Here is a 20,677-nt window from a genome sequence, read left to right on the forward strand (position 1 = left end):
TTATGAAGCCGCGCGTTCAGCCTACCTCCGAAGAAGTCACGTTTCTTTCGGACGAGATAATTGTTTCAAAGACGGACCTTAAAGGGCGAATTACTTACGCCAATGCTACTTTTTCCAAGATCTGCGGTTATAGCCGCGCCGAACTTATGAACGCACCTCACTCGATCATTCGCCATCCCGACATGCCACGCTGCGTGTTCAAATTGCTCTGGGACCAGCTCGGTGAGGAGCGCGAAATCTTCGCTTATGTAAAGAACATGACTCGAAACGGCGCTTTCTATTGGGTGTTTGCCCACGTCACTCCGTCTTTTGACAATAATGGCAGCGTCATCGGGTATCATTCAAGTCGGCGCCTGCCGGACCGTGGTGTCGTCCGAGAGGTAATTGAGCCACTTTATGGCGCGTTGCTCCAGACCGAGGCCTCCTACGCCAGTCCGAAAGATGGGCTTGCTGCCTCTTTCGCTCAGCTCGTGAACGTCGTGAAATCGAAAGCCGTCAGCTATGACGAACTCATCTTCTCGCTTTGAGGCGTTCGCCCCCGGCGCGGCGGTCATCCTCCTGCTCGCCGGCGCCGCCGGCGCCATAGCAGCCGAGAGGCCGACCCTTGCCCTGGCGTTGATCGCTGTGGCCGTCATCGGCGCAGCGGTCAGCCTTGCTTTATCCCTGCGCCTCTTCGCGGCCATCGGGCGATCGATCAAGGTGGCCCGGGCGCTCGGAAAAGGCGACTTCGAAATACGCGATCTGGTTTTTGACCAGTGGGGTCAGGCCGGAAAGCTTACCGAAGCCATCAACGACATGGCCGACCATATCGACGCCTTCGTCCGGGAGGCTAGCGCGGCCATGGAGGCTGTCCGCCTCAATCGCTACTACCGCCGCATCCTGCCCAACGGCATGGAAGGCGCACTGCTTCGCGCCTCGACAACTATCAACGAGGCCACGGACATGATCCAGGATCGCGTCGCGGCCTTCGAAGCGTCGACCGACGAATTCGGCGCGACCATCAACTCCATCGTGGAAAGCCTCATCAATGCTTCGCACGATATGGGAGGCGCAGCGACGCGCCTCGGCGAGGGAGCCAGCTCGACCGACCAGCGCGCGGCCGACGCGGCCTCCAGTTCAAGCATGGCGTCCAGCGACGTACAGCGGGTCGCTCAAGCCGCCACCCAGCTTACCGGCTCCGCGCGCGACGTCGGTCGGGAAATCGAACGATCCGCCAGTATCGCCAGGGATGCCGTCGCCCGCGCCGAGGAGACGACGCGCATCGTTGCCGGCCTTTCGGAAGCTGCCGAGAAAATTGGCGCCGTCATCGGCCTGATCGAGCAGGTGGCCGGCCAGACCAACCTGCTGGCGTTGAACGCAACGATCGAGGCGGCACGAGCCGGTGAGGCAGGCAGGGGATTTGCCGTCGTCGCGCAAGAGGTCAAGGCGTTGGCCTCGCAGACCGCCGCGGCTACCGGCGAGATCACTCAGCACATTTCCGAGGTGCAGACGGCGACCCGCGCGGCCGTTGGCAGCATAATGGGAATCAGCGGCACCATCGCCGAGATCAATGCCATCACCGCCGATATGCGCGGCTCCATTGAAGCGCAGATAGCGGCAACGACAGAGATCGCACAGGGCGTCAGCAATGCCTCCGAGGGGACCCGGCAAGTGTCCGATCGGATTTCCGGTATCACTGGCATCGCCCGCGAGACGTCAGCGCTGGCGCAAAGCTTGTTTTCAACCTCCGGCGCCTTGTCGACCGAGGGTGATCGGTTGTCCGTCACCGTTCGCGAATTTCTGGTCAGGCTGCGGCGCGGTCCGCTCGATCGCCGTCAGGCGGCCGAACGCGTACCGGGCGGCCACGTCGTCACCATCACGACAGCCAAGGGCTCAGCAAACGCGACCTGCGTGGACATTTCGCTCACCGGCGCCCGCTTTGCCGGACAGCTGCCGCCGATGCGGATCGGAGACGACATTCAGATCACCGGCGAGAAAGAAAATGCCGTTCCGGCCACGGTGCGGTGGATTCGCGATAACAATATCGGTGTTGAATTCAAACTCGCCGAAATGAGTCCAGCGGCTTCAAACCGCCTACGCAAACTTGTGAGCAAAGGCAAGACGATGGCGGTCGCCGCCTGAGTAGGCACTCTTCACGGCAAACAAACGACACCGGTCACGTCCGGCACCGTTTGTTCATTGCCGGTCGAGGCGAAGATGAGCGATCTGACCGAAGCGTCCGACCTCGACGAGTTTCAATGTCCGAGGGGACGCGACGTCGGGGTAAAGCGGGATACCACCGCCGAGGATGACCGGGACGATGAACTGATCGAGCCGATCGAGAGCGTCGCGGTCAATGAAGGCCTGTTGCAGCCGACCACCGCCGACGATCCACACATCCTGCTTCGCCTCGGCGCGGAGGTGGCCGATCAAGGCATCAATGCCAGCGGTCCAGGTTTCAGCATCGGCCGGCAGGTCGTCGATTGCTCTGGAGGTGACGACGATCAGGCGTTTGCCGGCATATGGCCATGGCTCAATAGATCGTCGGCAAACCTCGTAGGTGAGGCGCCCCATCACCAGCGTGCCGATACCGGCATAGAAGTCCTCATAGCCCGCATCCTCCGCCGGATAGGCATCGAGAAAGGCAAAGCTATGATCGGAAGTGGCGATGTAGCCGTCGAGCGTCGAAGCGATATATCCACGGATCATGGCGCGTTCTCCGGTTCATGAGGGCTGGACAGTACCGACAGCCCTGCCGGATACCGTCAGCAGTCCCCTCATCCGGTCATCGCCGATCGCCGATGAAGTCGCGGTGCCGTTGCAGGCGGCGCTCCAGCCCGCGTACGGCGAGCGACAGCGACACGGTCATCAGCAGGTAGACATAGGCAACGACACTGTAGGTTTCGAAGAACAGAAACGTACCCGACGAATAAACCTTGCCGAGCTGTGTCACATCTTGCACGCCAAGCACGGAGACCAGCGAGGAATCCTTGATCATCGCCACGAAGTCGTTGCCGAGCGGCGGCAGCACCGTGCGGAAGGCCTGCGGCAGGATGACCAGCCGGAAGACCTTGAAGCGACTGAGCCCCAGCGCCTTGGCCGCTTCAATCTGGCCGCGATCAACCGATTGCAGGCCGGCACGGAAAATCTCCGACAAAAAAGCGGAATAGGAGATGACCAGCGCCACCACGGCTCGCCATAGAAGATCGAAATTGCGGATACTGGCGGGGCCGAGGATCCCCACCGCCTGGAGAGGCTCGGTGATGATGTTCCAGGCCGCCACCATGACCGGAGCGGCAACGAATGCCATGTAAAACAGAAGCACCAGCACTGGCACGCCGCGAATGATTTCGACGTAGAAGGTGGCCGTTTCGCGCAGGACACGATGCTTCGACAGGCCGGCCGACGCGATGCCAAGGCCGATGGCGCAGGCAAAAACATAAGCTATGACCGTTACGAAGACGGTCACCCAAATACCGCTCGCGACGGCCCCGAAGATAATGCGATAGCTGACGTCCGAGCCGATGACGAGGCCAAAGGCGATCGCAAGCAGGATCGCCGCGATCAACCACCAAGGCAGTTCGCGGCGACGGGTCTCTGGTGAGGTCAAAACCGGCTCAGTTCTGGCTCTTGTAGTCGTAGAGCCATTTTTTGTTGAGGGCGTCGAGCGTGCCGTCGGCCTTCATGGAAGCGATGGCGGCGTTGATCGGGACGGTGAGGTCGGATCCCTTCTTCAAAATGAAGCCGAAGTCCTCGTGACCAAGTGGTCCTCCGACGATCTTGAAGGCGCCGGGCTGCGCGCCGATGTAGCCATCGGCCGAGGTCTTATCCATCAGCACCGTATCGACATCACCGGCTTTGAGCGCCTGCACAGAGGCACCAAAAGTTTCGAACAGCTTGATGCGCGAGTTCTTCTCATCGCCATCGAGCACGCTGTAGACGGCAACGTAGAAATTGGTGGTACCCGCCTGGGCGCCGACCAGACCGTCCTTGAAGGCAGCGAAAGTCGGGCCGTCGGTGAAGCGGTTCTCGTCACCACGCACCAGCATGTACTGCTCGGAGACCATATAGGGGTCGGAGAAGTCGACCTGCTGCTTGCGCTCGTCGTTGATGGTGATGCCATCCATGCCGACGTCGAACTGGCCATCGCGGACCGCCTGAATCATGGCGTCCCAGGACGTCAGTTTCCATTCAATCTTGGCGTTGAGCCGCTTGCCGATCTCGTTGACGGCGTCATATTCCCAACCGACGCCATTACCGGTCTTTGGATCGGCGAAGTTGAGGGGAACGTAGGCGTTTTCGGTAACCGCGATAATGGTGCGGCCTTTAAGATCGGGAAGGTCGGCCGCGCCGGCCTGAGACACAAGAGCGGACAACAGAATCGCGGCGGCGGCAGCCGCGTTCGCAAGAACCTGCATGAAAGGATCCTCCGTCGCTGAGGTAGCCGGAACGAGATCCCTCCGTCCCCGGCGCGTGATGGCCACTATTGGCTTTTTCGCGCAAGGCTGGCAAGGGGTTACTTGCCTTAAGCCGTTCTGTGTGCAGGGGTGCTGATCAATCCCGCGTCACGGGTAGACCCTGCATCCGCCACGCGCTAATGCCACCGCCCATATGGCCCTCCACCGCCTGTCCGGCCGACTTGCACAGGGAGAGCGCCTGCCCCGACCGACCGCCAGAAAGGCAATAGAAGACCACAGGTTTGTCCTGTGGCAAATTGCCGACCCAAGTCGCTAGCTCCGAAAGCGGCCGGTGGATAGCGCCGGGGATGTGCCCGTCGTTCCATTCGTGCGCCTCGCGCACGTCTACGAGGTGAACGGACGCACCGCCAACAAGATCACTGACCTCCTGGGGGGACAATGTTTTGGTGGTATTGGAAAAGAAAGCCATGGACCAATCTCCTGTCAGCACCGCAATACACGTAAGTTATAATATACTAATATTTACAATTGATCAAGGAGCTCCGCTTTCGCCGATAGTCGCGGCGGGGTCAGCTCGGTAGCGCGCTCAGTCGGGCTTCCGCGCCGACGGGGCGCAATATAGTTCATAAAGCAAGCCGATCAGCCGGCGCGCGTTGTCAGAGGCGAGACGATAATAGATGGTCTGCGCTTCCCGTCGGGTCGCAACGATGCCAAGGTCGCGCAAGCGCGCAAGATGCTGCGACAGCGCCGACTGACCAAGACCGACAGCCTCGGCAAGTGCCCCCACCGACATTTCGGTGTCGACAAGCCGGCAGAGAACCATCAGCCGCTTGGTTTGGCCTAGAGCCGACAGCAGGCGGGCAGCTTCCTCGGCTCGTGGTTCCATGACATCGACCGGATTGCCGAGAGAGTCGCATAGGCTGGGTTCTTCAATAGGCACAGACATGATCATAAAGTCCCTATACTTTATGAAACTCATAATATTCAAATATACGCAATCTGGCAATTCCATTCCTGCTGTTCGTCCCTCATCAGGGGCTCAACAGGACTAGGCGAGGCGCACGCCAAGGCGACTTAGCGAAATATTATCGAAGAGGCGGATATCTTGGGTCGACTGATCTCAGGTGGCGAGCGCCGTTGTTATGAAACGCCTGAAAACGTTCTCGGAAGAGAAGGCTCCCCACGAAGCATCCTATCGGAAGCCCCGTGTCCTATCGCTGCAGGCGATCATCGTCGCCATTGTCGGCTTGATGCTCGCCATACTGCAGCTGGCCGTCGGCGCTACGGAGACTGTGCGGCAGCTCGATGGTATCCAGTCGGCAGCCATGTACCGGGCGACGGCTGGGCTCGATCTTCTGGCCGCCATTCCGGACCGTAGCGCGGCAGCCGGCCGACACAGCACCGATATTCAAGGCGCTCTGGAGTCCCTTCGCTCAATTGCCGACGCCTATACGCACAATCATCCGGGCGAAACCGTTCAGGTCGAAGTCGGTACCGGGACTGAGGAAGCCGCCACCGCGACGGGTGACATCGTGGTTTGGGGGGACAACGATCTCAGTATCCGCCGCGCTTTCGTTCTCGGAGACGGTGCCGCTCGTTTCTCTGGCTTTTTCTCGGCTCACATTGACCTGAGTGGCGACTACGCCGGCTGGCGCAAGACCATCCTCGACCGAGCCCAACTCGCCGCCTTCATCGTCCTCGCGGTGCTGATGCTTGCCGTTCTATTGATGCGCGTGACCGTTGTCAGTCCGCTCGAACGGTTGAGCGGTCTCACGCGACGCCTCGCCTCCGGCGAACTGGTGGAAATCCCCGAGTCCGTCGATAAGGCCCGCGAGATTTGCGACCTTTCCGAAGCGCTTGTGGTGTTTCGCAACAATCTCGCCGAGAAAAACGCTTTGGAGGCAGCCAATGTCGTCGCCCTCCACAAGCTGGAGCGGGCGACTGGAAATCTCGATACGGCGCTCCGCTCGATGACACAGGGGCTAGGCCTCTTTGACGCACAACACCATCTGCTTTTGGTGAATGAACGTTTTCTTGAAATTTTTGATCTCCCGGAACAAGCGTTTGGCGCCAAGCTGTCGGCCGAGGAAGTCGAGGATCTCATCAGAGGCCAGATCGCTGAGACATACGGCCACACCGCCCATTCCGCGGGCGGGGAATTATTCGGCCGTCATCTCAGCCGTCTGTTCACGCAGTCAGAACCGGTGTCCGGCGAGGAGACTTTCGGCGAGCAGATCATATCCTTTACTCACGTGGTGACCGGCGAAGGCGGTTGGGTCACCACCATCGAAGACGTCACCGAGCGACGCGCCCAGGAGGCGCGTCTCGCCTATCTCTCGCGGTTCGACGCACTCACCGGCTTGCCGAACCGAACCCAGTTCAACGACCGCATCGCCATGGACCTTTCCTGGGCGGCCGACAATGGCATCAAGCTCGCTGCCATAAGCTTGGATCTCAACAAGTTCACGGAAATCAACGATCAACGCGGCCACTCCACCGGCGATGCCGTTCTGGTGGCGATCGGCCGTCGTCTTGAGAACATCGCGCAAGACGGCGAGTTTGTCGGGCGCATCGGCGGCGACGAATATTGCGCGCTCAAGAAATTCCGCAATCAGACGGAGATGGGCGAGTTTCTCGGACGCATCGAACGCTGCTTCAATGATCCTATTCGGATCGAGGAGAACGACATTTCCGTCAGCGTCTCGATCGGTGTCGCCATCTATCCTGAGGACGCAACCGACGCCGACCAACTCGTCAACAACGCCGATCTTGCCAAGTACCGCGCCAAGCGTTCGGTAACGCAGAATGTCTGCTTCTACGAAGCGGAGATGGACGAGGCTTCGCGCGAACGGCGGGCCGTGGCACGTGACCTCTGGGATGCGCTTGATCGCGATGAGTTCCACCTGACGTATCAGGTCCAGAAGAATATTCGCTCGCGCGAAACCATCGGCTACGAGGCCCTCATTCGCTGGACGCACCCAACCCGCGGAGCCATTGCGCCAGACGCTTTCATTTCCATCGCCGAGGAATGCGGCGCCATATTGCCGATTGGGCGATGGGTGCTGAAGCGCGCCTGCAGCGACGCCGTTGCCTGGAGCGACGGACTGCGCGTCGCCGTCAATCTGTCACCCGTGCAGATCGCCAACGACGACATCGTCAAGCTGGTGCATGAGGCACTGCTCGAAACCGGTCTTGCACCGCAACGGCTCGAACTGGAGATCACGGAATCCACCATCATCGGCGACAAAGCGCATGCCCTGCACGTGCTGAGGCAACTCAAGGCACTGGGCATCACCGTGGCACTCGACGATTTTGGCACCGGTTATTCCTCGCTCGACACCCTGAACTCCTTCCCCTTCGACAAGATCAAGATCGACCGTTCGTTCCTGGCCGAGGCCGAGATGAAAGAGGACTCGCGCGCCATCGTCAAAGCGGTAGTGGCACTTGGCCGTAGCCTCGACGTACCTGTGTTGGCAGAGGGCGTAGAGACGGTCGGCCAACTCAGCATCCTCGAAGAGGAAGGCTGTGAAGAGGCGCAAGGCTTCCTGTTTGGTCGCCCGGCCCGGCTGACCGCCGCCGAGGTGCCGCATGCGATCGAACTCGAGCGCCGCGCCTGATCTATCTCGCCTGGCTCGCGTCGTGCGCGGCTGCGTCGCGGACTCCGCATTGGACGAGGTCGGCCAGTTCGACTATTCGGGGGCCACGTTCAAACCTGTCCTGAGGGTCTCCCATGATCGTTGGACTCGCGGTAGTGCTGCTCTGCCAGCTCATTGGTGAAATCTTCGCCTACACGACACACCTGCCACTGCCGGCTCCCGTGGTGGGGCTGGTGCTGTTGTTCGGTTTCTTTGTTGTGCGGGATCGCTGGGAATGGCTGCCCTTCTCGCTTCGCAGCGAGGAGATCGACAAGACCTGCGAAACACTGGTGCAGCAGATGGCGCTGTTGTTCGTGCCGGCTGGCGTCGGCATCGTCCAGCGCCTCGGCATTCTCCAGGCGAACATCCTCGGCGTGCTTGCCATCATCGTGGTAACCACGGCTGTTTCGATCACGGTCACAGCCTTCACCTTCAGGTTCGTCTCGCGCTGGTTCCCCGCTCCCATGGAGAACCAGGAATGACCACGACGGGCGGCCTTTGGGCCCATCTTTCAGGGGGCGCGCTGTTCTGGCTGACGCTGACCCTCACTGTCTACGCGATCGCTGACCGCCTCTCTTTGCTGACGCAGCGCAACCCGCTCGCCAACCCTGTCCTGCATTCCGTCTGGGTGATCGGCACGATCCTCGTGGCCAGTGGTACGCCTTATCAGACCTATTTTGATGGCGCCTATTTCATCCACTTCCTGCTTGGACCATCCACCGTGGCCCTGGCCTTGCCGCTCTACGAGAACAGGCGCGTCGTCATGCGTTCGCTGGTGCCGATCGTCGCCGCCCTTTTGGTGGGGTCTGTCGCCACCATCGGCTCGGTGATCGTGTGCGCCATTATTTTCGATCTGCCCAAGATGATCACCATCTCCTCGCTGCCCAAGTCCGCCACCTCGGGAGTCGCCATGGGCATCTCGCAATCTGTCGGGGGTGACGCTTCGCTGACAGCGATCATCGTCGTCGCGACTGGCATCATCGGCGCGGTGATGGCGACGCCACTTCTGAATGTCCTGCGTATAGAAGACCGTCGGGCGCGCGGCTTCGCCGTAGGCCTCGCCGCCCACGGCGTCGGCACGGCCCGCGCCTTTCAGGTACACCCGATCACCGGCACCTTCGCGGGCGTTGCCATGAGCCTCAATGGCCTCATGACGGCGGTGCTTGTACCGTTGGCGGCGTCACTCATCGGCGGCTGAAACGCCGGTCAGCACAAAGAAGCAGGCGCAACCGTCGCCTCTCCGGCGTGGAATTGCCGTTCGACCGTCGTTGTCCGTTCGAGATAGCGGCGGCATTGTTGTTCGCGATCATAACCGAGCAGCGCGCCGAGCATGAAATCCTCCTCCGCCGTCAATTCGCACAGTGGCTTGTCGACGAAGCGGCGGACCATCTCGACCAATGCCGCCCGCCCGAAGAACAGGTTGACGCGGCTGTCGTTGAGCCGGTGGACATAGTGATCCACCCGGTCGGCTGCCAGCCGGGCGATAACGCCCGGCAGGTCCGCCCAGGAAAGGGTGAGCATGAACAGTTGCCGCACACCCTTGTCCAACTCGTAAAGCGAGTGGTTGACGATGCGGCCACTGACGGAGATCAGAGAATCTGGCTGGTCCATGACGCGATCCGCTTCTCGGACTTGGCACCCTGATTATCCTGGTCGAGGACGAGACCGACGAACTGCCCGTCGCGAACCGCCGTGGATCCCTCGAACTCGTAGCCCTTGGTGTCGGTAAAGCCGACGACCTCGGCACCCTTTTCCACCACGGCATCATAGAGCGTGCCGATGGCGTCGACAAAGCTGTCCGGATAGGTGCTCTGATCGCCGAGTCCGAACAGGGCTACCTTCTTGCCCGACAGGTCGGCTTCGCCGAGCACGTCGACACCGGTATCCCAGTCCGACTGCAGATCGCCCTCGCCATAGGTGGGCGAGCCAAGCACCAGAAGGTCGCAGTCCTCGAAGTCGGCCGCCGTCGCGTTCTTGACGTTGATGATCTTGGCATCGAGCTTGGCGGCAATCTTGCCGGCCGCCGCTTTGGTGCGACCGGAATCCGATCCATAGATCACGTGAACAGTCATGTCCCTTGTCCTCTCTGCTGCGGCGGAGCCATTAGGCTTCGTCGTTGATTGAACCCTAATTGCTGTTGCGATGCATTCGCAATTAGGGCAATCCCGCAGGAGTTCTTTAAGTCGCGGACAGAAGGGGGCTGCTTAGCAGGGAACTAGGTCGCCCCATTTGCTGACAGCCAAGGTAGGCGGCGCTCTGTGAGGCTCCCAGCCCAGAACAGCAAGGGAATGGCGACAAACAGCGTCACGGCGACAATGACGGCGGCGATGATCAAGTTTTGCACAGTCATCGTACCGGCTGCAAAGCCGTTGAGGATGACGAGCAGCGACAGGGGGAGCACGATGCAGATAGCCGTACCAGTGCCTGGCGCGTAGCGACGAAGCACCAGGGTTAGCGTCAAGTGCGGGATCACCGCGTTGATGGCCATCACAACGGCGACGCCGGCCAGCAAATCGGCGGCGGAATGGCTACCCGCCACAGCAAATGCGACAATTCCATACGCTACGGCAGTCAACGCGACCAATGCAAAGCGAAATACGAAAGGTGTTACTCGACCGGCAAGGCGCGGAATGACTGCCGTATAGGTCGGAAGAAACAAGCCTTCTTCAATATTGTGAACCGTGATGGCAAGAGCGAAGAGCCAATAGAGCGCGGCGGACGTCATGACACACCTCCTGGCTGGGTTCCTCTGGCTAAGCCGGAAGAACAGGATACGGTCTCGGCGGCACCTGCGCATGATAGCATACTGGGCTCGCGGCGCGAATAAGCCGCTAGGGATGGAGCGGATCGGGGTAGCCCCTTCGAAAAACGCTTTGACAATCCAAGGCTGATTTGTCTAGATATCGATAATAGACAAGAGGCGCGACGATGAGCGTTCATTGATGAGCTGCGCTTCACCGGGAGGGATGGTCATGCGCGCATTGAAGATCGACGGTGCGGGAGTGAGCTCGTTTCACGAGGTCGCGGAGCCGGTTGCCGGGGCTGGCGAGGTGATGATCGCGGTCAAGCACGTCGGGCTGTGCGGCAGCGATCTCAACACATTTTCCGGCCTCAATCCGCTGGTCAGCCTGCCGCGTATTCCCGGCCACGAAATCGGCGCGGAGATCGTCTGCGTCGGCGAGGACGTGCCGGCCGAGTACGCCCCCGGCAAGCGCGTCATCGTCGTGCCCTATACGGCCTGCGGCAAATGCTCGTCCTGCCGCAAGGGCCGGGTCAACGCCTGCCGCTACAATCGGACGCTCGGCGTCCAGCAGGAAGGCGGCCTTGCCGAGAAGATCGTGCTTCCTTACGGCAAACTGATCCTCAACGACAGCTTGGCGCCGCGCCATCTGGCGCTAGTCGAACCGCTGTCGGTCGGCTTCCACGCCGTCGATCGCGGCCGCATTGCCGCCGGCGACCGTGTGGTGGTGATCGGCTGCGGCATGATCGGCATGGGCGCGGTGGCCGGCGCGGTGGCGCGCGGTGCCGAGGTGATCGCCGTCGATCTCGGCGACAAGACGGCCATGGCCCTGAAGTATGGCGCCAAGCATGCCATCGACGCCGGCAAGGAAGACGTCGTCGCTCGCGTGAACGAGCTGACCGGCGGCGACGGCGCCGACGTGGTGATCGAGGCGGTCGGCTTGCCGGCCACCTTCACCCAGGCCATCGATCTTGCCTGCTTTGCCGGCCGCGTCGTCTACATCGGCTACTCCAAGGCGCCGGTCACTTACGACACCAAGTATTTCAACATGAAGGAGCTGGACATCCACGGCTCCCGCAACGCCACCATCGACGACTTCAAGGCGGTCATCGCCTACCTCGAAGGTCTCGATCACGCTCCCGACGACCTGATCTCCAAGGTGTTCCCGTTCGCGGAAGCCGACAAGGCCCTGCCCTACTGGACCGAGGCGCGCGCCTCGACGCTGAAAATCCTGATCGAGTGCTGAGGCGGCAAGGAACTCCATCATGAACCCAATAGACGCTTCCGCCCTCAAGGGGCGCTCTCGGCCGCGAGCCCGCATCCTGCAATGGGGTGAGGGCAATTTCCTGCGCGCCTTCGTCGACTGGAAGATCGACCGCATGAACGAGGCCGGTGGTCTCGACTGGGGTGTTGTCATCGTCCGCCCCATCGCCGGCGGCAACCCGCACTGGCTCAATGAACAGGACGGCCTCTACACGGTACTGTCACGCGGCGTTGCCGATGACGGCTCGAAGGTGTCGGAGGCGCGCGTCGTCGGCTCGGTGCTCAAAGAGATCGGCGCCTATCAGCACTGGAACGAGGTGCTTGAGCTGGCCCGTTCGCCGGAGATCACCGTCGTCATCTCCAACACGACCGACGCCGGCATCGCCTTTGTGCCGACCGTCAAGTATGACGACGCGCCGCAGTCCTCCTTCCCGGCCAAGATGACGCGCCTGTTGCACGAGCGCTGGCAGGCGTTCGCCGGCAAGTCGGACGCCGGCTGGCAGATGATCGCCTGTGAGCTGATCGACCACAACGGCGACGAACTCCGCCGCATCGTGCTGCGGCACGCCGAGGAATGGGGTCTCGAGCCGGCCTTCATTACCTGGGTGAAGGAGGCCAACGCCTTCTACAACACACTGGTCGACCGCATTGTACCGGGCTACCCGAAGGCCGATGCCGAGGCAATCGAGCAGGAACTTGGCTACACTGACCGGTTCATGACCACCGGCGAGCTGTTCCACTTCTTCGTCATCGAACGGCAGCCGGGTCAGCCGGAACTGCGCCTGCCGCTCGCCCATCATGACGAGAACACCGTCGTCGTGCCGGATGCCACGCCTTACAAGGCACGCAAGGTGGCGATCCTCAACGGCGCCCACACCGCGCTCTGCGCCCTCAGCCTGATCTCCGGCGTCGAGACGGTGGGCGAGGCAGTGACCACGCCGGTTGGCGCCAAGTTCCTCGACCGGTTGCTCGCCGAGGAAGTGATCCCCTTCCTGACGCTGCCCAAGGATGAGCTCAAGGCCTTCGCCGACGCGGTGCTCCGGCGCTTTGCCAACCCCTATATCCGCCACCTCTGGTACGACATCTCGCTCAACGGTCTCGTCAAGTACCAGACGCGCGATCTCGACCGCCTCACCGCCTACATGGAGCGCCACGGCAAGCCGGCACCGCTGATGACGCTGGCGCTCGCCGCCTGGCTGGTATTCTACCTCGGCCGCTTCTCTGGCTCGGAGGCCTATCCGCCGCGCGACGGTGCCGACATCATCGCCAAGGTCAAGGCAATCGGCGCGCTCGACGACGGCACGCCGACCGGCCGCGAAGCGATGGTATCGGCCTATCTCGGGGAAGCCGCCTTCTGGGGCCGGTCGATCGATACGCCAGCTTTGAGGACCGCCGTTCTTGCCGACTTCACGGCGCTGACCGCCGCGCCGATGAGCTTCGACCGGCTAGGGGCGCTGATCGACGCCCGCTGACGGGCGGGGTCTCGCTCCCCATATACCGAAGACCGGCGCCTTCCCGGCGCCGGTTCCATCGCATCAGAACTCAGGATGTGAGCCATGCCGCGCGTTCTCAAGATCCATCCGGACGACAGCGTCGCCGTCGCCCTCGAACCGCTCGCCAAGGGTACGGTGATTGACGCCTTCGGGCTGACGCTTCTCGACGACGTGCCGCAGGCGCACAAGTTCGCCCTGAAGGACATCGCCGAGGGCGAGAAGGTGATCAAGTATGGCGCGGTGATCGGCTTGGCCCGCGAGGCGATCGCCCGGGGCGGTCATGTCCACGTCCATAATCTCAAGACCGCCCTCGGCGACATTCTCGACTACAACTATGCCGGCAACGTCGCGGCACGGCCGCAGAACGGCGGACCGGTGCCGACCATTCAAGCCTTCGAGCGGGTCAACGGCGACATCGGCATTCGCAACGACCTCTACATCGTGCCCCTGGTCGGCTGCATCAACGGCCTGGCCGATAACATCGCCAAGGCGGTGGACAGGGAAGGCATGCTGCCCGAGGGGTCCAAGGTCACCGTCCTCAGCCACCCCTATGGCTGCTCGCAGCTCGGCGATGACCTCGCCAACACGCGTGGCATTCTGCAGAACTACGTGGCCCATCCCAACGCCGGCGGCGTGCTGGTGCTCAGCCTCGGCTGCGAGAACAACACCAAGGCCTACTTCAAGGAGGGGCTGGAGCTGCCCGATCCCGAGCGCGTCCGGTTCCTGACCAGCCAGGAGGCCGGTGACGAGAGGACCGAGGCGCTTGCCCTCTGCCGCGAGCTCACGGCAAAGATGGCCAGTGACAAGCGGACCGAAGTCGGCGCCGACCGGCTGAAGATTGGCCTCAAGTGCGGCGGCTCGGACGGCTTTTCAGGCATTACCGCCAATCCGCTGCTTGGGGCCTTTTCCGACTGGCTGACCGGCATCGGTGGCACCACGGTGCTCACCGAGGTGCCGGAGATGTTCGGTGCCGAACAGCTGCTGATGGAGCGGGCGGAAAGCCGCGAAGTGTTCGACAAGACCGTGACGCTGATCAACGACTTCAAGCGCTACTATGTGGACAACAAGCAGCCGATCTACGAGAACCCCTCGCCGGGCAACAAGGCGGGCGGCATCTCGACGCTGGAGGAGAAGTCGCTCGGCTGCACGCAGAAGGCCGGTCTCTCAACGGTGCGCGACGTGGTGGGCTACACCGGCAAGATCACCAAGCCCGGCCTCAACCTGTTGTCGGCGCCCGGCAACGACGGCGTCGCAGTCACCGCGCTCGCCGCCTCGGGCTGCCACATGGTTCTGTTCACCACCGGCCGTGGTACGCCACTCGGCGGCGTCGTTCCAACCATGAAGATCGCCACCAACAGTGACCTTGCCAATCGCAAGCCGCACTGGATCGACTTCGACGCAGGCCCCATCGCCACCGGCGAGACCACCGTCGCCGGCCTCAGAGACAGCTTCGTCGACGCCGTCCTCGACATCGCCTCCGGCAAACCAGCCAGAAACGAGACCAACGCCATCGGCGAAATCGTCATCTTCAAGACAGGCGTCACGCTGTGAGGTGACAAGCGGCCTAAACTCTCACCGGTGCAAGGCGGCGAGTTTTGCCGCGAGGCCGAGAAACAGTGCGCCCAGCGAGCGATCGAGCCACAAGGCCAGGCGATCGCTGGACCGTAGTCGCGCCGTCAGCCAGGCGCCACCGAGCACCACCAATGGTTCGACAGTCGCCGCGACGGCGACGATCAGCACGCCATGCAGCAGAAGCTGCAACGGCACCGGCCCTGCGCCATCGACGACGAATTGAGGCAGGAAGGCAAGAAAGAAGATCGCCACCTTGGGGTTCAGGATGTCGACCAGCATGCCCTGCAGGAAGACAGCCGACAGGCGGCTCTCTGCTTGCGTCGTCTTGACATTGAAGGCACTCGCCTTCGACCGCAGAGCCATAACGCCGAGGTAGGCGAGATAAGCGACGCCGGCCCATTTCACCAGAGAGAAGGCGGTGGCCGAGGTCGCCACGATGGCCGACAGGCCGATGGCGGCAAAGAGCACATGACAGAAGGCGCCGGCCCAGAGGCCGAGCATGGCAGCCAGTCCCTGCCGACGGCCGCCGCGCGCCGTGTGGCCGAGGATGAAGGCAATATCCGGCCCCGGTGATATGTTCAGCAGGAAGGCCGCAGCGAAGAAGGTCGCCCAGTGCGCCAAATCGTAGCCCAGCATGTTCATCCTCACGCCATGATGGGTTCCGCTTTACCGGTTCGGCGGTAGCTATGCATGCGGAAAACGCTCATCACGCGCGCCGCCGGGCCGGCACGTGGCGCGTTGCCCGAGCGGGAACGTCGAGATCGGCGGCCACCTCCGGCTCGATCGGCAACGGCGCGTTGGCGGCAGGCGATGGCTGGCCGGAGAAATCAGGCAGCCCACCGCCCTTGTCGGTGGCGCGCACAGCCTCGCCGGGCGGTGTCAGCGCCTCTGCCGCGTCGTCGGCAGCGAGATGACCGAGCAGATGCGTCACGTTGACAATGCGGTCGGCGACCACATGGATGACGCCACTTTCCGACTGCATACGGCCGGTGACCGATACCATGCGCGAGCCGAGCACAATGGCCCGGTGCGCCTCGAACACCTTCGCCCAGACAATGATATTGGCGATGCCGCTCTCATCTTCGAGCGTCAGGAAAATGGTGCCCTTGGCCGTGCCCGGTCGCTGACGCACCACGATGAGGCCTGCCACGGTGACGCGGCGACCGTCGGCCGTGCGCGTCAGGTCGTCGCATGGCATGGCGCGCAGATGATCGAGATGGGAGCGCAAGAAGCTCACCGGGTGGGCGCGCAGCGACATACGGAGATGGCGATAGTCCATCACCACTTCCTCGCCCGGCGGCATCGGCGGCAGATGCATGTCCGGCTCGGTCTCTCGTCCGGCCTCTTCGGCGGCCAGGAACAACGGCAGGTCGTCCTTGTCGCCGGCCCGGCCCAGGCCGCGTACCGCCCAGAGCGCATCTCGGCGACTGAGACCGAGCGAGGCGAAGGCATCGGCATCGGCCAGCCGCTCCAGTGTCGAACTCGGCAGACCGGTCCGGAGCCAGACGTCACGGATGGAATCGTATCCCCTGCCCCGGCGCTCGGCGACCAACCGGCCATCACTCTCCTTGAGGCCGCTCACCTCGCGGAAGCCGAGACGGAGGGCATGCGTCGTAAGGATCCGTCCGGCCATAGAAGCGTGGCGAGGATGCGGGGTCACCTCCGGCGCCCCCGGTTCCAGCGTCGCGTCCCACTCAGAGAGGTTGATGTCCGGCGGCCGCACCGTGACGCCATGGTCGCGCGCATCGCGGACGATCTGGGCCGGCGCGTAGAAGCCAAGCGGTTGGGCACTGAGCAGCGAAGCGGCGAAGACATCCGGATAATAGCACTTGATGAAAGCCGAAGCGTAGACCAGCAGGGCGAAGCTTGCGGCGTGGCTCTCGGGAAAGCCGTAGTCGCCAAAACCTTCGATCTGGCGGAAGCAGTTCTCGGCAAAGGTGCGGTCGTAACCACGCCCGACCATGCCTCCCACCATCTTGTCGCGGAAGGTGCCGATGGTACCCATGCGGCGGAAGGTGGCCATGGCGCGCCGCAGCTTGTCCGCCTCGCCCGGCGTGAAGCCGGCGGCGACAATGGCTATACGCATCGCCTGCTCCTGGAACAGCGGCACGCCCAATGTCTTGTGCAGGACTTGTGCGAGTTCATCCTTGGGACCGAACTCAGGTGACGGGGATGGATAGATCTCATCTTCCAGTCCCTGCCGGCGGCGGAGATAGGGATGCACCATGTTACCCTGGATGGGACCGGGCCGGACAATCGCCACCTCTATGACAAGATCGTAGAAATTGGCCGGCTTCAGGCGTGGCAGCATGCTCATCTGAGCCCGGCTCTCGATCTGGAAGACGCCGAGCGTATCGGCACGCTGGATCATGGCGTAAACCGCCTTCCGATCAGGCGGCAGGCTGGCGAGCGTCCAGCGCCGATCGTAATGCTCACCAAGCATTTTCAGCGCCTTGGCCAGCGCCGTCAGCATGCCCAAGGCGAGTACGTCGACCTTCAGCATCCCGAGCGCGTCGAGATCGTCCTTGTCCCATTCGACGAAAGTGCGATCCTTCATGGCGGCGTTGCCGATCGGCACGGCTTCGTCGAGCCGCCCCGCCGTCAGCACGAAGCCGCCGACGTGCTGACTGAGATGGCGCGGAAAGCCCGAGAGCTCTCGAGCGTATTGCAACACCATGGCGAGGCGCTTCTCGGTCGGATCGAAACCGGTGCGGCGGGCGTCATCGTCCTTCAGTCCCTTCGATGGCGAGCCCCACACCGAACCGGACAGCGCCGTCACCGCGTCGTCGGTGAGGCCGAACACCTTGCCCACCTCGCGCACGGCGCTGCGACCGCGATAGGTGATCACCGTGGCAGCTATGCCGGCCTTCTCTCGGCCATAGCGCTCGTAGATGTATTGGATCACCTCTTCGCGCCGGCCATGCTCGAAATCGACGTCGATGTCCGGCGGCTCACCTCGCTCGACCGAGATGAAGCGCTCGAACAGAAGGTCGCCATGTCTGGGGTCCACATCGGTAATTCCAAGACAATAGCAGACAACGGAATTGGCGGCCGATCCACGCCCCTGGCACAGGATGTCCTTTGACCGAGCGAAGCGGACGATATCGTAGACGGTCAGGAAGTAAGGCTCGTATTCGAGTGTCGCGATGATGGCGAGCTCATGTTCGATGGTCTCGCGGATATGAGTGCCGACTCCGTCTGGAAAGCGCCGTTTTACCCCCTCCTCTATCAGCGCCACCAGCGCCTCAGCCGCCGTGGCATAGCCCACAAAGGACTCGCGAGGGTATTCGTACTTGAGTTCTTTGAGTGAGAAATTGAGCCCGTCGAGGAAGCGCACTGTCTCGCTCACCGCCTGCGGCAGATCGGCGAACAGCCGCTCCATTTCCTCCGGTCGCTTGAGGTGGCGCTCGGCGTTCTGTTCGAGGCGAAAACCGGCCTCGTCGATGGTGACGTGTTCGCGGATGCAGGTGACGATATCCTGCAGCGGTCGCCGTTCCGGAACATGATAGAGCGGATCGCCAAGAGCGATTGGTTTGAGATCGGCTGCTTTGGCCAGCGTAGCGAAGGCCACAAGCCGTCGCCGGTCGTCGCCGAGCCTTGGCATGGTGACACCGAGCCAAAGCTGACCGGACAGATCGGCGGCGAGCCGCTTCACCTGGGTGCTGAAGGCCGGCAGGAGGCGGCGCGGCGGCACGACGATCAGCCTGAGTCCCTCCGAGAACTCCATGAGATCGGCAACCGTCAGGATGCAATCGCCTTTTTCGGCCCGCCGATTGCCGTTGGTGAGCAGGCGGCAGAGCCGGCCATAGGCGGTTCGATCCTTGGGATAGGCGAGAAGATCGGGCGTGCCGTCGGTGAAGACGAGGCGGGCGCCGACAGCGAGCCGTACGCCATATTCCTTGGCCGCCACATGGGCGCGCACCACGCCGGCCAGCGTGTTGCGATCGGCGACGCCAATGCCGGCATAGCCGAGCTGCCCCGCCGTTCCCACCATCTCCAGAGGATGGGAGGCACCGCGCAGGAACGAATAGTTGGTGACGGCGGCAAGCTCGGCATAGGCGGTCATGGTCGACCTCGCTTTCTCACGCGAACAGCCCATGCACGAACCAGCGCGGGTGAACGGTCTCGACCTCGAACAGGCCTTCGCGGAACATCCAGAAGCGTCGCCCCTCGGCGTCCTCGACGCGGAAATAATCGCGTGTCGGCGCCTCCTGTCGCCACCACTCGCCAGCGATCCGCTCCGGACCCTCGGCGCGCTTCACCTCGTGCGTGACGCGCCGCCAGCGGAAGCGGAGCGGCGGGCCATCCGGCACCGAGGCCATCGCCTCTACCAACTCCGGATGGGCGAACAGACGGATCGGCCGCTCCGGCGGGTCCCCGGGCAGCATCTCGGTTGCAGAGGACTTGCCCTCCCCCGCCATGTGAGCCGGCACGGCACGACACGCCCGCTCAGGAATGTGACTCTCGCGCGCTTGGAGACGCCGCACTCGGCCCTGACCGATGCGGGCGCCGACTCGATCGACGAAACGCGTCAGCTCCAGCGTCGTGTCGGGACCGGCCAGCGACAGCGCCTCGGCATCGCGGCGGCTCGCCTCGGTGACGGCAACGGTGACGCAATCGAAGCCGTAACCGGCGTCGAACTCCTCGGTGAGGCTGTCGAGCCGACGGCAGAGAATATCCTGCATCACCCCCGCCTCTCTGCTCGGCCGGCTGAGCCCTGCCTCGACGTGGGCGAGGGCACCGTCGACGCGCCAGAGGCTGAGACGAAGACGTAGCGCCCCCTCACCCACCGCCTCCAGCCGGTCGGCCAGCGTACCGATCAGAGACAGGGCGACGGCGCGTACGTCTTCCTGGCGAGAGATTGGCTCGAAAAAACGCCGCTCGGCACAATAGGGCGCGATCGGTAGCCGTGGCGAGAAGGCCTCCTCAGCGAGCCCCAACGCCCGGTCGAGCTGAATGAGCGGGGCGCGACCGAAGCGGGCGGTGAGCGGGGCGCGCGGGCCATCGATAAGGTCGCCGATGCGCTTCAGGCCGACACGGGCGAGCGCATCGACGGTGGGCGCATCCAGCCGCAGCGCCGCCACCGGCAGACCTGCAAGCGCCCGTCGCTCCTCGCCGGCTTGAAGCCGCCCGCCACGCCCAAAGGCGGCCAGCGCATGGGCGGCGCCAATGATCGAGGCGATGCCGATGGTCACCGTCAGTCCCTGCCGTTCGAGCCGTCGTGCCATATCGGCGGCTAGAGCCTCCTCGCCGCCGAACAGGTGAGCACAGCCGGCGATATCGAGTATCAGTGTGAAGTCCTCCGGGTAAGGAAACTCGGGGTCGATGGAGGACGTGCCGATGCGGCGGCCGGCGAGCGGCGTGTAGCGCTGCGACCAATCGCATAGCCGGTCGAGGAAAGCGGCATCGGCCTCAGGATCGGCGGCGCGCACGTCGAGGCCTGGCACACGGGCGCGGGCGTCGGCAAGGCCGAGTCCCGGCTGCAGCCCAAGCCGCACGGCCTGTCCGTCGACATGGGCGAGACGCGCGGCGCCGCGATGCTTGGCCGTAAGTACCATGGGCGGACGGGCTATCGGC

Annotated in this window: 19 protein-coding genes; 8 read left to right on the forward strand and 11 right to left on the reverse strand. The window is 62.9% G+C overall.

Annotated features, from left to right (window positions below; genetic code table 11):
- Positions 1–2: 2 nt before the first annotated feature.
- Complete coding sequence (locus AB6N07_RS20065) at positions 3–527, forward strand: PAS domain-containing protein (RefSeq protein ID WP_370674822.1); 525 nt, start codon at positions 3–5, stop codon at positions 525–527.
- Complete coding sequence (locus tag AB6N07_RS20070) at positions 502–2,121, forward strand: methyl-accepting chemotaxis protein (RefSeq protein WP_370674823.1); 1,620 nt, start codon at positions 502–504, stop codon at positions 2,119–2,121. The genes AB6N07_RS20065 and AB6N07_RS20070 overlap by 26 nt, the downstream gene beginning before the upstream one ends.
- 54 nt (positions 2,122–2,175) lie before the next feature.
- On the opposite strand, the gene AB6N07_RS20075 is transcribed toward AB6N07_RS20070, so the two are convergent.
- The 5 genes from AB6N07_RS20075 to AB6N07_RS20095 all read right to left on the reverse strand — a co-directional run bounded on the left by AB6N07_RS20075 (position 2,176) and on the right by AB6N07_RS20095 (position 5,343).
- Positions 2,176–2,688, reverse strand: coding sequence for a dihydrofolate reductase family protein (locus AB6N07_RS20075; RefSeq protein ID WP_370674824.1), 513 nt, complete (start codon positions 2,686–2,688; stop codon positions 2,176–2,178).
- Between the two features lie 76 nt (positions 2,689–2,764).
- The gene (locus AB6N07_RS20080; protein ID WP_370674825.1) at positions 2,765–3,589 is read right to left on the reverse strand and encodes an amino acid ABC transporter permease; all 825 of its coding nucleotides are present in this window, start codon (positions 3,587–3,589) and stop codon (positions 2,765–2,767) included.
- Positions 3,590–3,596: 7 nt separating this feature from the next.
- Positions 3,597–4,397, reverse strand: coding sequence for a transporter substrate-binding domain-containing protein (locus tag AB6N07_RS20085; RefSeq protein ID WP_370674826.1), 801 nt, complete (start codon positions 4,395–4,397; stop codon positions 3,597–3,599).
- Positions 4,398–4,533: 136 nt separating this feature from the next.
- Positions 4,534–4,866, reverse strand: a complete 333-nt coding sequence (locus tag AB6N07_RS20090; RefSeq protein ID WP_370674827.1) for a rhodanese-like domain-containing protein — start codon at positions 4,864–4,866, stop codon at positions 4,534–4,536.
- Positions 4,867–4,983: 117 nt separating this feature from the next.
- Entirely contained in the window at positions 4,984–5,343 is a 360-nt protein-coding gene (locus AB6N07_RS20095; protein ID WP_370674828.1) for a metalloregulator ArsR/SmtB family transcription factor, read from the reverse strand.
- 196 nt (positions 5,344–5,539) lie between these two features.
- Here AB6N07_RS20095 and AB6N07_RS20100 point away from each other — a divergent pair, with 196 nt between their 5' ends.
- From AB6N07_RS20100 to AB6N07_RS20110, 3 genes are all read left to right on the forward strand, one after another.
- Positions 5,540–8,014, forward strand: coding sequence for a putative bifunctional diguanylate cyclase/phosphodiesterase (locus AB6N07_RS20100; protein WP_370674829.1), 2,475 nt, complete (start codon positions 5,540–5,542; stop codon positions 8,012–8,014).
- A gap of 113 nt (positions 8,015–8,127) precedes the next feature.
- The gene (locus AB6N07_RS20105; protein WP_370674830.1) at positions 8,128–8,514 is read left to right on the forward strand and encodes a CidA/LrgA family protein; all 387 of its coding nucleotides are present in this window, start codon (positions 8,128–8,130) and stop codon (positions 8,512–8,514) included.
- Complete coding sequence (locus AB6N07_RS20110) at positions 8,511–9,230, forward strand: LrgB family protein (RefSeq protein WP_370674831.1); 720 nt, start codon at positions 8,511–8,513, stop codon at positions 9,228–9,230. The genes AB6N07_RS20105 and AB6N07_RS20110 overlap by 4 nt, the downstream gene beginning before the upstream one ends.
- Before the next feature lie 8 nt (positions 9,231–9,238).
- Here AB6N07_RS20110 and AB6N07_RS20115 read toward each other — a convergent pair whose 3' ends face one another.
- From AB6N07_RS20115 to AB6N07_RS20125, 3 genes are all read right to left on the reverse strand, one after another.
- Complete coding sequence (locus AB6N07_RS20115) at positions 9,239–9,643, reverse strand: DUF2023 family protein (RefSeq protein WP_370674832.1); 405 nt, start codon at positions 9,641–9,643, stop codon at positions 9,239–9,241.
- Positions 9,622–10,104 (reverse strand): flavodoxin FldA, encoded by a 483-nt coding sequence (fldA, locus tag AB6N07_RS20120; protein ID WP_370674833.1) that lies wholly within the window; start codon positions 10,102–10,104, stop codon positions 9,622–9,624. The genes AB6N07_RS20115 and fldA overlap by 22 nt, the downstream gene beginning before the upstream one ends.
- A 143-nt stretch (positions 10,105–10,247) precedes the next feature.
- Positions 10,248–10,757: an HXXEE domain-containing protein gene (locus AB6N07_RS20125; protein ID WP_370674834.1), complete on the reverse strand. Its 510-nt coding sequence runs from the start codon at positions 10,755–10,757 to the stop codon at positions 10,248–10,250.
- Between the two features lie 247 nt (positions 10,758–11,004).
- On the opposite strand from AB6N07_RS20125, the gene AB6N07_RS20130 reads away from it, so the two are divergent.
- The 3 genes from AB6N07_RS20130 (at position 11,005) to AB6N07_RS20140 (ending at position 15,079) form a co-directional block, all read left to right on the forward strand.
- The gene (locus tag AB6N07_RS20130) at positions 11,005–12,018 is read left to right on the forward strand and encodes a zinc-binding alcohol dehydrogenase family protein (RefSeq protein ID WP_370674835.1); all 1,014 of its coding nucleotides are present in this window, start codon (positions 11,005–11,007) and stop codon (positions 12,016–12,018) included.
- Positions 12,019–12,037: 19 nt separating this feature from the next.
- The gene (locus AB6N07_RS20135; protein WP_370674836.1) at positions 12,038–13,507 is read left to right on the forward strand and encodes a tagaturonate reductase; all 1,470 of its coding nucleotides are present in this window, start codon (positions 12,038–12,040) and stop codon (positions 13,505–13,507) included.
- 84 nt (positions 13,508–13,591) lie between these two features.
- Positions 13,592–15,079, forward strand: coding sequence for a UxaA family hydrolase (locus AB6N07_RS20140; RefSeq protein WP_370674837.1), 1,488 nt, complete (start codon positions 13,592–13,594; stop codon positions 15,077–15,079).
- 21 nt (positions 15,080–15,100) lie between these two features.
- On the opposite strand, the gene AB6N07_RS20145 is transcribed toward AB6N07_RS20140, so the two are convergent.
- From AB6N07_RS20145 to AB6N07_RS20155, 3 genes are all read right to left on the reverse strand, one after another.
- A complete protein-coding gene (locus AB6N07_RS20145; protein WP_370674838.1) occupies positions 15,101–15,736 on the reverse strand; it encodes a LysE family translocator in 636 nt (211 codons plus the stop codon).
- A 70-nt stretch (positions 15,737–15,806) separates the two neighbouring features.
- The gene (locus tag AB6N07_RS20150; RefSeq protein ID WP_370674839.1) at positions 15,807–19,166 is read right to left on the reverse strand and encodes an error-prone DNA polymerase; all 3,360 of its coding nucleotides are present in this window, start codon (positions 19,164–19,166) and stop codon (positions 15,807–15,809) included.
- A gap of 16 nt (positions 19,167–19,182) precedes the next feature.
- Positions 19,183–20,658, reverse strand: coding sequence for a DNA polymerase Y family protein (locus AB6N07_RS20155; RefSeq protein ID WP_370674840.1), 1,476 nt, complete (start codon positions 20,656–20,658; stop codon positions 19,183–19,185).
- Positions 20,659–20,677 lie beyond the last annotated feature (19 nt).

The sequence above is a fragment of the Pleomorphomonas sp. PLEO genome, assembly GCF_041320595.1.
GTDB lineage: Bacteria > Pseudomonadota > Alphaproteobacteria > Rhizobiales > Pleomorphomonadaceae > Pleomorphomonas.

Bases quoted from the DNA above. Each gene is read 5' to 3' on its own strand.
- AB6N07_RS20100 (WP_370674829.1), top strand. From the start codon at position 5,540: ATGAAACGCCTGAAAACGTTCTCGGAAGAGAAGGCTCCCCACGAAGCA.
- AB6N07_RS20155 (WP_370674840.1), bottom strand. From the start codon at position 20,658: ATGGTACTTACGGCCAAGCATCGCGGCGCCGCGCGTCTCGCCCATGTC.
- AB6N07_RS20075 (WP_370674824.1), bottom strand. From the start codon at position 2,688: ATGATCCGTGGATATATCGCTTCGACGCTCGACGGCTACATCGCCACT.
- AB6N07_RS20135 (WP_370674836.1), top strand. From the start codon at position 12,038: ATGAACCCAATAGACGCTTCCGCCCTCAAGGGGCGCTCTCGGCCGCGA.
- AB6N07_RS20145 (WP_370674838.1), bottom strand. From the start codon at position 15,736: ATGCTGGGCTACGATTTGGCGCACTGGGCGACCTTCTTCGCTGCGGCC.
- AB6N07_RS20090 (WP_370674827.1), bottom strand. From the start codon at position 4,866: ATGGCTTTCTTTTCCAATACCACCAAAACATTGTCCCCCCAGGAGGTC.
- AB6N07_RS20130 (WP_370674835.1), top strand. From the start codon at position 11,005: ATGCGCGCATTGAAGATCGACGGTGCGGGAGTGAGCTCGTTTCACGAG.
- AB6N07_RS20085 (WP_370674826.1), bottom strand. From the start codon at position 4,397: ATGCAGGTTCTTGCGAACGCGGCTGCCGCCGCCGCGATTCTGTTGTCC.
- fldA (WP_370674833.1), bottom strand. From the start codon at position 10,104: ATGACTGTTCACGTGATCTATGGATCGGATTCCGGTCGCACCAAAGCG.
- AB6N07_RS20115 (WP_370674832.1), bottom strand. From the start codon at position 9,643: ATGGACCAGCCAGATTCTCTGATCTCCGTCAGTGGCCGCATCGTCAAC.
- AB6N07_RS20110 (WP_370674831.1), top strand. From the start codon at position 8,511: ATGACCACGACGGGCGGCCTTTGGGCCCATCTTTCAGGGGGCGCGCTG.
- AB6N07_RS20140 (WP_370674837.1), top strand. From the start codon at position 13,592: ATGCCGCGCGTTCTCAAGATCCATCCGGACGACAGCGTCGCCGTCGCC.
- AB6N07_RS20125 (WP_370674834.1), bottom strand. From the start codon at position 10,757: ATGACGTCCGCCGCGCTCTATTGGCTCTTCGCTCTTGCCATCACGGTT.
- AB6N07_RS20070 (WP_370674823.1), top strand. From the start codon at position 502: ATGACGAACTCATCTTCTCGCTTTGAGGCGTTCGCCCCCGGCGCGGCG.
- AB6N07_RS20150 (WP_370674839.1), bottom strand. From the start codon at position 19,166: ATGACCGCCTATGCCGAGCTTGCCGCCGTCACCAACTATTCGTTCCTG.
- AB6N07_RS20105 (WP_370674830.1), top strand. From the start codon at position 8,128: ATGATCGTTGGACTCGCGGTAGTGCTGCTCTGCCAGCTCATTGGTGAA.
- AB6N07_RS20065 (WP_370674822.1), top strand. From the start codon at position 3: ATGAAGCCGCGCGTTCAGCCTACCTCCGAAGAAGTCACGTTTCTTTCG.
- AB6N07_RS20095 (WP_370674828.1), bottom strand. From the start codon at position 5,343: ATGTCTGTGCCTATTGAAGAACCCAGCCTATGCGACTCTCTCGGCAAT.